Annotated in this window: 8 protein-coding genes; 1 reads left to right on the top strand and 7 read right to left on the bottom strand. The window is 71.1% G+C overall.

Annotated features, from left to right (window positions below; all coding sequences use genetic code 11):
* A partial coding sequence (locus JWP28_RS18450) for a sulfotransferase (protein ID WP_366143827.1) occupies nucleotides 1-1,647 on the top strand: 1,647 nt, incomplete at its 5' end.
* A 26-nt stretch (nucleotides 1,648-1,673) separates the two neighbouring features.
* On the opposite strand, the gene JWP28_RS18455 is transcribed toward JWP28_RS18450, so the two are convergent.
* The 7 genes from JWP28_RS18455 to JWP28_RS18485 all read right to left on the bottom strand — a co-directional run.
* On the bottom strand, nucleotides 1,674-2,024 hold the full coding sequence (locus JWP28_RS18455; RefSeq protein ID WP_299545235.1) for a copper-binding protein: 351 nt from the start codon (nucleotides 2,022-2,024) through the stop codon (nucleotides 1,674-1,676).
* Between the two features lie 2 nt (nucleotides 2,025-2,026).
* A complete protein-coding gene (locus JWP28_RS18460) occupies nucleotides 2,027-5,176 on the bottom strand; it encodes an efflux RND transporter permease subunit (protein WP_299545237.1) in 3,150 nt (1,049 codons plus the stop codon).
* A complete protein-coding gene (locus tag JWP28_RS18465) occupies nucleotides 5,173-6,630 on the bottom strand; it encodes an efflux RND transporter periplasmic adaptor subunit (protein WP_299545239.1) in 1,458 nt (485 codons plus the stop codon). The genes JWP28_RS18460 and JWP28_RS18465 overlap by 4 nt, the downstream gene beginning before the upstream one ends.
* Nucleotides 6,627-7,862 carry a TolC family protein gene (locus JWP28_RS18470; RefSeq protein WP_299545240.1) on the bottom strand — a complete coding sequence of 412 codons (1,236 nt, stop codon included), beginning with the start codon at nucleotides 7,860-7,862 and terminating at the stop codon, nucleotides 6,627-6,629. The genes JWP28_RS18465 and JWP28_RS18470 overlap by 4 nt, the downstream gene beginning before the upstream one ends.
* 70 nt (nucleotides 7,863-7,932) lie before the next feature.
* Entirely contained in the window at nucleotides 7,933-8,241 is a 309-nt protein-coding gene (locus tag JWP28_RS18475; protein ID WP_299545242.1) for a hypothetical protein, read from the bottom strand.
* Between the two features lie 126 nt (nucleotides 8,242-8,367).
* Complete coding sequence (locus tag JWP28_RS18480; protein WP_299545243.1) at nucleotides 8,368-9,063, bottom strand: response regulator transcription factor; 696 nt, start codon at nucleotides 9,061-9,063, stop codon at nucleotides 8,368-8,370.
* A gap of 14 nt (nucleotides 9,064-9,077) precedes the next feature.
* Nucleotides 9,078-9,863: ATP-binding protein (locus JWP28_RS18485; protein ID WP_299545245.1), on the bottom strand; the 786-nt coding region annotated here is incomplete at its 5' end.

Below are 9,863 nucleotides of genomic sequence, written 5' to 3' on the forward strand. Positions count from 1 at the left end.
TTCCGGGCGGGCGACGTCGCCGCAGCGGAGGCGGCCTTCAAGGCGCACGTCAGGGCCGCCGTGCGCGATCCGCACCTGATGGGCGCGGCGGACGCGCTGTTCGCCGACGACGCCGTCCTGGCGGAGCGGCTGCTCCGGGCGCATCTGGACCGCCGGCCCGACGACGTCGCGGCCAGGCAGTTGCTGGCCCAGGCCTGCGCGCAGCTCGGGCGGCGAGACGAGGCGCAGGGCCTGCTGGCGGCCTGCCTCCAGGCCGACCCCGGCCGCGACGGCGCGCGCTTCCAGCTCGCCGAGCTGCTGTTCCATCAGCAGAAGGCCGCCGAGGCCCTCCCCCACATCAGGGCGCTGCTGGCGCGCGAGCCCGACGACCCGGCCTTCCGCAACCTGCTGGCGGCCTGCCTGGGCATGGTTGGCGACTACGGGCCCGCGATCGAGATCTACGAACGGCTGCTTGCCGACTACCCGAAACACCCGCGGATCTGGCTGAACCTTGGCCATGCCTTGCGGACCGTCGGGCGCCGCGACGACGCGGTGGCGGCCTACCGCCAGTGCATCGGGCTCGCGCCGGGCCTGGGCGACGCCTACTGGAGCCTGGCGAACCTGAAGACGGCGTCGGCCACCGCCGGGCTCGAGGCGGCGATGCGAAGCCAGCTCGCGCGATCCGACCTGACCGACGACGACCGGCTGCACCTGCACTATGCGCTCGGCAAGGCGCTGGAGGATCGCGGCGAGCCCGCCGGCGCCTTCGGGCAATATTCGGCGGGCGCAGAGCTGCGGCGGAAGGACCTTCGCTACGACGCCGACGAGACCACGGCGCTGATGCGCCGGTCCGTCGCCCTGTTCACGCCGGCCTTCTTCGAGGCCCGCGCCGGGGCAGGATCGCCGTCGGACGCCCCCATCTTCATCGTCGGCCTGCCCAGGTCCGGCTCGACGCTGGTCGAGCAGATCCTGGCCAGCCATTCCCTGGTCGAAGGGACCATGGAGCTGCCCGACATCGCCCTTATCGCTCAAGGCTTGATCCGCCCAGGAGCCGGCGGGGCGGCGCCCTATCCCGATGTACTCGCCGGCCTGGACGCCGGCCAGCTCTCAGCCCTGGGCGAGGCCTATATCGAACGGACCCGCGTCCAGCGGAAATCCGGCCGCCCGTTCTTCATCGACAAGATGCCGAACAACTTCTACCACCTCGGCCTGATCCAGCTGATTTTGCCGAATGCCAGGATCATCGACGCCCGCCGCCATCCCCTGGGCTCCGGCTTCTCGGCGTTCAGGCAGCACTTCGCCCACGGCCACGCCTTCTCCTACGACCTCACCGACCTTGGCCGGTACTACCGCGACTACGTGGAGCTGATGGCCCATTTCGACGCCGTGCTTCCCGGACGCATCCATCGGGTGATCTACGAGGACCTGGTCGAGGACACCGAGCGCGAGGTCCTTCGCCTGCTGGACGACTGCGGGCTGCCGTTCGAGCCGGGGTGCCTGAAGTTCTACGAGAACGCGCGCGCCGTGCGCACCGTCAGCTCCGAGCAGGTCCGGCGCCCGATCTTCCGCGAGGGGCTGGAGCAATGGCGCGCCTACGAGCCCTGGCTCGACCCCCTGAAGACGGCGCTGGGTCCGGCGCTCGGGGGCTGGCGAGGAAACCGCGCTTAGATCAGGGAACTCCCGCCGCAGAGGCGCTATGGCTTGCGCACCGCGGTGACCTCCGGAAGGCCGCTTCCCTGGTTGGCGTCGAAGCCGATCTTCTGGCCGACCTTGAGCCCCTTCAGGAGCGAGGGCGGGACGGCCCGAAAGCTCATGGTCATCGCCGGCCATCCAAGCGACGCGACGGGCTCGTGCTTGATGGTCAGGGTCTCGGCCTTCGGATCGATTTCGGTGATCACACCAGTCCCCCTGCCGGTCTTCGTGGCGGACGCGGGCATGGACATGCCCTTCATGTCGCCCATCGGCTTCGCGGCCGACTGGGCTGTGGCGGCCTCGACGGCAGCCAGGGTCAGTATCGTGGCCAAGGCCAACAGGTATGCTCTCATGATCAACTCCTTTGGGATTGAGAGGCGGAAGTGAAGTCCGGTCGGCGGCGCCGCAGAAGCAGGTAGGCGGCGGGAACGACGAGCATCGACAGCAGGGGCGCGGTGAGCATGCCGCCGATCATCGGGGCGGCGATGCGGCTCATCACCTCCGAGCCTGCGCCATGGCCGATCAGGATGGGCGTCAGGCCGGCCAGGATCACGGCCACGGTCATCGCCTTCGGTCGCACGCGCAGCAGAGCGCCCTCGCGAACGGCGTCGGCGAGTTCGCCGGGCGAAGGGTCGGGGCCACGCTCGGCAAGCGCCTGTTTCAGATAGATCAGCATGACGACGCCGAATTCCGCAGCCACCCCCGCCAGCGCGATGAAGCCCACGCCAGTGGCGATCGACTGGTGGTAGCCCAGCAGATAGAGGGTCCAGACGCCGCCGGTGAGCGCGAACGGCAGGGTGGCCATGATCAGGGCCGCCTCGTCCCACCGGCGGAAGGTGGCGTAGAGCAGCAGGAAGATGATCGCGAGCGTGGCAGGGACCACGAGCTTCAGCCGTTCGGCCGCGCGCTGGAGGTATTCGAACTGGCCGGAGTAGGCGATGGAGACCCCCGGTGGCAGCTTCACCTCGCTGGCGACCGCCCGCCTGAGGTCGCTCACTACCGAGTTCAGGTCGCGGCCGCGCACGTCGACATAGACCCAGGTCGAGGGCCGGGCGTTCTCGGTCTTCAGCATCGGCGGGCCGTCGGCGACCTCGACGCGGGCGACCGTGCCCAGGGTGATCTGCTGGCCCGTGGGCGTCAGGATCGGCAGGACGCGCAGGCCCTCCAGGCTGTCGCGTAGCTCGCGCGGGTAACGGACGTTGATCGGATAGCGGGCGACGCCCTCGACGGTTTCGCCGACGTTCTCGCCGCCGACAGCGCCGGAGATGATGGCCTGGAGGTCGGCGATGTTGAGGCCATAGCGAGCGCCCGAGGCGCGATCGATCCGCACGTCCACGTAGCGCCCGCCGGTGAGCCGTTCGGCGAGGGCCGAGCTGACGCCGGGCGTGCGCTTCGCCACCGCCTCGACGGCCGCGGCGGCGCGATCGAGATCGGCGAGGTTGGTCCCGGAAACCTTCACCCCGATGGGGCTCTTGATGCCGGTCGCCAGCATGTCGATACGGTTGCGGATCGGCGGGACCCAGACGTTGGCGAGGCCGGGGACCTGCACGACCTTGTCCAGCTCGGCCGTCAGCTTCTCCGGCGTCATCCCCGGCCGCCACTGCTCGCGCGGCTTGAACTGGATGGTGGTCTCGAACATCTCCAGCGGCGCGGGATCGGTGGCGGTCTCGGCGCGCCCTGCCTTGCCGAACACGGTCGCGACCTCCGGTACGGTCTTGATCAGCCGGTCGGTCTGCTGGAGCAGCTCGGAAGCCTTGGCGGCGGAGATCCCCGGCAGCGCTGAGGGCATGTAGAGCAGGTCGCCCTCGTCCATCGGCGGGATGAACTCGCCGCCCAGCCGGCTGAGCGGCCAGGCTGTCGTGGCGAACGCCAGCAGCGCCAGGACCAGGACGGTCCGAGGCCGCTTCAGGGTCCAGTCGATCGCCGGCCGGTAGAGGGCGGCCAGCCAGCGGTTCAGCGGGTTCTCCTGCTCGGCCGGGATGCGCCCCCGGATCAGGTAGCCCATCAGCACCGGCACGAGCGTCACCGACAGGACTGCGGCGCCGGCCATGGCGTAGCTCTTGGTGAAGGCCAGCGGCGAGAACAGCCGACCCTCCTGTGCCTGGAGCGCGAAGACCGGGACGAACGACAGCGTGATGATGATCAGGCTGAGGAACAGCGCCGGCCCGACCTCGGCGGCGGCCTCCGTGACCACCCGCCAGCGTGTGTCGGGGGCTATGTCCTCGCCTGGATGCTCGCGCGCCCAACGCTCCAGCCGCTTGTGGGCGTTCTCGATCATCACCACGGCGGCGTCGACCATGGCGCCGATGGCGATGGCGATGCCGCCCAGCGACATGATGTTGGCGTTCACCCCCTGCAGCCGCATCACCAGGAAGGCGAAGAGCACGCCTAGCGGCAGGGTGAGGATCGCCACCAAGGCCGAGCGGCCGTGCCAGAGGAAAAGCGCGCAGACCAAGGCGACGATGACGAACTCCTCGACCAGCTTCTGGCTGAGGTTGGAGATCGCCCGGTCGATGAGCTGTGAACGGTCGTAGGTCGTGACGATCTCGACGCCCGGCGGCAGGCTACGCTTCAGCTCGTCGAGCTTGCGCTTCACCCCGGCGATGGTGTCGCGGGCGTTCTTGCCGGAGCGCATGATCACCACGCCGCCCGCGACCTCGCCCTGGCCGTTCAACTCGGCGACGCCGCGGCGCATCTCCGGCCCGAGCTGGATGGTCGCCACGTCGCCCAGCCGGACGGGGACCCCGCCGGCGGCCGCCCGCAGCGGTATGGCCCGGAAGTCGTCCAGGCTCTTCAGGTAGCCCGAGGCTCGGACCATGTACTCGGCCTCGCCCATCTCCAGGACCGATCCGCCGGCCTCCTGGTTGGCGCGCCGGATCGCCTCGATGGCCTGGTCGTGGGTGACGCCGTAGGCGGCGAGCCGGGTCGGATCGAGCACCACCTGATACTGCTTGACCATGCCGCCGATGCTGGCGACCTCGGCGACGCCCGGCAGGGTCTTCAGCTCGTAGCGTAGGAACCAGTCCTGCAGGGACCGGAGCTGCGCCAGGTCATGGCGGCCGGTGCGGTCGATCAACGCGTATTCGTAGACCCAGCCCACGCCCGTGGCGTCCGGCCCCAGCGACGGCTTGGCGGCGGCTGGTAGGCGGCCCTGCACCTGGTTCAAGTACTCCAGCACCCGCGAGCGCGCCCAGTAGAGGTCGGTCCCGTCCTCGAACAGCACGTAGACGAAGCTGTCGCCGAAGAAGGAGTAGCCGCGGACGGTCTTCGCGCCCGGCACGGACAGCATGGTGGTGGTCAGGGGATAGGTGACCTGATCCTCCACGACCTGCGGGGCCTGGCCCGGATAGCCGGTGCGAATGATCACCTGCACGTCGGAGAGGTCCGGCAGGGCGTCCACCGGCGTCGAGCGCACGGCGATCAGCCCGGCGACCAGCAGCGCCAGCGCGCCCAGCAGCACCAGGAAACGGCCGCGCACCGAGGCGCGGATCACGGCGGCGATCATGGCGCGGCCGGCGTCATGCGCCGCACGGTCGGTCCGGCGGGTGGCTGATCGAAGCCGAAGGCCACCCGGTCGCCGACCTTGACTCCCTTGGCGAGCGATGGATCGGCGAGCCGGAATTGCATGGTCATGGCGGGCCAGCCGATCGCGGGCACCGGCTCATGGGACAGCGTCACGGAGGTCGGCGTGATCTGCTCGACGCGGCCCCTGCTCTCGTAGAGCGCGGGCGCCGCCTTGGCCGGCGCAGCGCCGGCGATAGGCCGGGCTTGCAGACCTGAAAGGCTGGTCTCGCTGTCGAGCAGGAACTGGCCGGAGGCGACCACCTTCTCGCCCTCGGAGAGCCCGGCCCGGACCTCAGTGCGCCCGTCCGCCTCGCGGCCGGTCTGGATTTCGGCGGGCTGGAAGCGTCCTCCGGACTGGGCGAGCATGACCAGCGTGCGCTTGCCGGTGCGGATCACCGCTTCGGAGGGCACGAGCAGCGCCGGTTGCGGCGCGCCGCCGAACTGGACGTCAGCGAACATGCCCGGCCGCAAACGCCCGCGCGGGTTCGGCAGCTCGATGCGGGCGGTGAGCGTGCGGCTCTCCGCCTGCGCCTGCGGCAGGATCGCCGTGACGCGGCCCGTGAACACCTCGCCCGGATAGGCCGTCAGCTTCGCGGTAGCGCTCCCGCCTAGCCGTATCTGCCCCGCCATGGCCTCGGGCACGGCGGCGTTCAGCCAGACGCGCGACAGGCCGGTGACCTCCGCCAGCGTCTGGCCGGCGGTCACCGCCATGCCGGCGCGCACGCCCAGCGTCTTGATCGCGCCGCCCACCGGCGCCGAGATCGTCACGACATTCCGGACCCGGCCATTGCGCTCGACCACGTCGATCAGCGATGGCGGCATGCCCAGGAGCTGTAACCGCTCGCGGGCGGCCCGGATCAGCGCTGAATCGCCCGTGCGGCGCACCGCGAGGTACTCGCCCTGTGCGCCGGCCCAGTCGGGGATCAGAAGGTCGGCGAGCGGTGCGCCGGCGCCCACCACATCCGCTGGCGCGTGGCCATAGACCCGCTGGACGAAGCCCGCGGCCCTCGCCTGCACCACCGCCACGTCACGCCCGTCGAAGTCGATCATGCCCGTCGCGGCGATCCCGCTCGGCAGGGTTCCGCGCTCGACGGTGGCGAGGCGCACGCCGAGGTTCTGGATCTTGGCCGGATCGATCTGCACACCCGCGCCGCCGGACGCTTGGCCCGCATATTTGGGCTGCAGCTGCATGTCCATGAACGGCGACTTGCCCGGCCTGTCGAAGTGCTGGGCCGGGTACATCGGATCGTACCAGTAGAGCACCTGCCGGCCGCTTTGCCCCGCAGACGTTTGGGGCGGCCTGGGCGCGTTCGTGACCCGGCCAAGGCCGAAGCCGACCGCCGCAGCCAGGACGATCCCACCGACGCCCGCGACGAGTGCCTGACCGCGCGTCATTGGTCGTTCCCATAGGTCAGGACGATCCGCGCACCGTCGCGCATCACCATGCCTTCGCGCTCAAGCGCGGCGAGCTTGGCGTTGGCGAGCGCGGTCATGGCGTCGAGCACGTCGGCCAGGTTCGCCCGGCCGGCGGCATAGCTCTGCGTCTCCAGGTCCGCACGTTGCTGGGCGGCGGGAAGGACGGTGTTCAGGGTGCGCGTCCATTGCTCGTGGTGCATGACGTGGTCAGCCAGATCGCCGTCGAACTGGGCCGCGAGCGCCCGGCGGGCGTCTTCGCGCTCGGCGGCGGCCTTCGAGGCCTCTGCCCGCCGCGCCGCGATCAAGGGCTCCTGTCGCGTGCGGGCGAAGATCGGCAGGCTGACCGTGACGCCCGCCATCACCATGTCGCCGAACATCGGGTCGCGACGCTGGTAGGCCAATTCCCAGCTCCAATCGGGACGCCTGGCGGCGCGGGCCGCGTCCACCTCCGCCTCCGCGCGCTGCACGGCCGAGCGGGAGGCCAGGATTGTCGGGTGCTCCTCCAGCGCCGCGCGCAAGGCTGCGTCATCTATCGGATAGTGCGGGGGGGCACCCACGGCGGCGGGCGCCGGCTCTCCCGTCCAGCGGGTCAGCTCCGCCCCGGCGCGGCCGACGGCGGCGGCAATCTCGCTGCGCCGGTCTTCGAGGCTGGCGCGCATCTCGACAGGGCTCAGCGCCTGGCCCGGGCGGGACCGTCCGGCAGCGACCGCGGACGGTTGAGCCTCCCAGAGCGGCGTCAGCGCCTTCAGCACCTCATCGAGCGCCGCAAGGCGACGCTGGGCGTAGGCCAGGTCGATCCAGGCCAACGCCGCACCTACCTTCACCTTCCGCATCTCGGCCGCACGCTCCGCGTCGGCCTGCGAGATTTCCGCCCTCGCGCCGGCGACTGCCGCGCGTCGGCGACCGGCATTGGGCACGTCCTGCAGGACCCCGAGGCGTAGGTCGCTGAAGTCGTCCCTGCTCGGCCGGCCGGCGTTCGGACCGGAGACCGGGAAGCCTTCAACCGCGAAATTCAGCTTGGGGTCGGGCAAGGCGCCGGCCGCCGGGGCCGCGGCGCGGGCCGCCTGGGCCTGAAGGTTCGCGGCCTCGAGACCGGGAGCGCTCGTTAAAGCGCGTGTCAGCGCCTGGTCGTAGCTCAGCGGGCCGGCTTCAACCGGGCCGGCGAGGCAAGCGGCGACCGCCAGGGGCGGCAGCCATCGAGTGGGGGACATGATCCAAAGCTCCTGATGCCGGCGCGCAAGCGCCACGGCCGGCGGGGTCAAGCCGCCGGTGCGAGAAGGCTCAGAGCTGGATGGGTGGTCTTAGACTTCGGTCGGGCGGGTGCGACGCCGCTGGAAGTTCGCGCGCCGGGCTGCCGACGTCCGCTGCGCCCGCCAGGATGCGGACCTCGGCGGACTGTGAAGGCGCCGGCGTGGCCGCCACCGACTGGCAGAGCAGGCCCTGCTTGCAAGGATTGTCGGCGCCGCCCTTTGCCGGGGCTTGGCCATGATGGTCCGCGGCCGCCGTCTGCTTCATCATCGCGCAGTCCGGCGGGCAGGGATTGCACGGCGTAGCGGCGGCGCGCACGGGCGCCCCCGCGATCACCAGCATGATCGCTGCGAAGAGAGCTGCGATGAGGTGAATGCGCGGCAGGGAAATCCTCCAGGCTTCTAAGATGGCCGTCCGAAACCGCCGCCGCAAGCCGGTTCGGTTGCAGATCGCCGGCTTCGCGCGCTCTTAGTCTTCGCAGCTCAGCCGGTAGCCGATGCCGGGCTCGGTGAGCAGCAGCTCGGGGCTCGCCGGGTTGGCCTCCAGCTTCTGGCGCAGCTGGGCCATCAGCACGCGCACGAACTGGGCGTCGGCGTGGGTGTCGGTGCCCCAGACGGCGGTGATGATCTGGCGGTGGGTGACCACCTGGCCCGCGTGGCCAGCCAGGATGCGCAGCAGCTGGTACTCGCGCGGCGTCAGCCGCACCTCCTCGCCTTCGACCAGCACGCGCCGGGCCGGGAAGTTGATCTCCAGCCCGCCGAACTGGAACCTGGGCTGGGCCGAGAACCGCCGCTCGCGCCCGCGCATCACCGCCCGGATCCGCGCCAGCAGCTCGCCCACCCCCACCGGCTTGTTGACGAAATCGTCGGCGCCCAGGTCCAACGCGGCGATCTTCTCGCTCTCCAGGTCCCGCGCCGACAGCACGATGATCGGGGCGTCGGACCATTCGCGGATGCGCTGGATCACCTCCTTGCCGTCCATGTCCGGCAGGCCGAGATCGACGATCACCACGTCGCTGGGCTCCCCGGCCAGCTGGCTCAGCGCCGTCTCGCCGCTCACCGCCGCCGAGACGGTGAACCCGGCCGCGGCCAGGGCCGGCGTCAGCGCGCGCACCATCTGCGGCTCGTCGTCGACGATCAGCAACCGCCCCAAAGCCCCGCTCATCGCCGCGTCCCCCATTACGTCTTCGCCGCCGGCAGCATCAGCGACATCACCAGCCCGCTCGGGGCGTCGGCCCTGAGCGCCGCGCTGGCCCGGCCCCCCATGCCCTGCATCACCCCGCGCACGATGGAAAGCCCCAGCCCGGTGCCGGGCGTGCGCCGGGCGGCCGATCCGCGGTAGAATTTCTCGAACAGCCGGCCGAGTTCGCCCGGCCCGACGCCCGGCCCCTCGTCGGCCACCTGCACCACCACCTCCCCGTCGCGCTGGAAGCTGGAGAGCGCGATGGTGCCGCCGTCGGGGCTGTAGCGCACGGCGTTCTCCAGCACGTTGGCCAGCGCCACCTCGAACAGCACCGGATCGCCCATGGCGACGCCGGCGTCCTTGCCCAGCGCGCAGACGATCCGCCGCTGGCCGCGCAGCCGCTCGAAGCGCCGGCGCGTGCGGTCGACCACCTCGGCCAGGTCGAAGGCCGCGCTCTCGGCGTCCAGCGCGCCGCTCTCCAGCCGGGTCATGTTCAAGAGGTTGGTCACGAAGGCGTTCAGCCGCTCGGCCTCCTCCTGGATGGTCGCGGTGAGGTCGTGGCGGGTCTTGGCGTCGAACTGGTCGCCGAACTCCTGCAGCGAGGTGGCCGAGGCCAGCACGGCGGCCAGCGGGGTGCGCAGGTCGTGGCTGATCGACGACAACAGCGCGTTGCGCAGGTCCTCGGTGCGCCCGCGGGCCTCGGCGTCGGCCTTGGCCACCGCCAGCTGCGCCCGCGCGGTCGCCGCGGCCCCGGCGTCGGCCAGGATCTGCAGCAGGCTCTC

This window comes from Phenylobacterium sp., assembly GCF_028290885.1.
Taxonomy (GTDB): Bacteria; Pseudomonadota; Alphaproteobacteria; order Caulobacterales; family Caulobacteraceae; genus Phenylobacterium.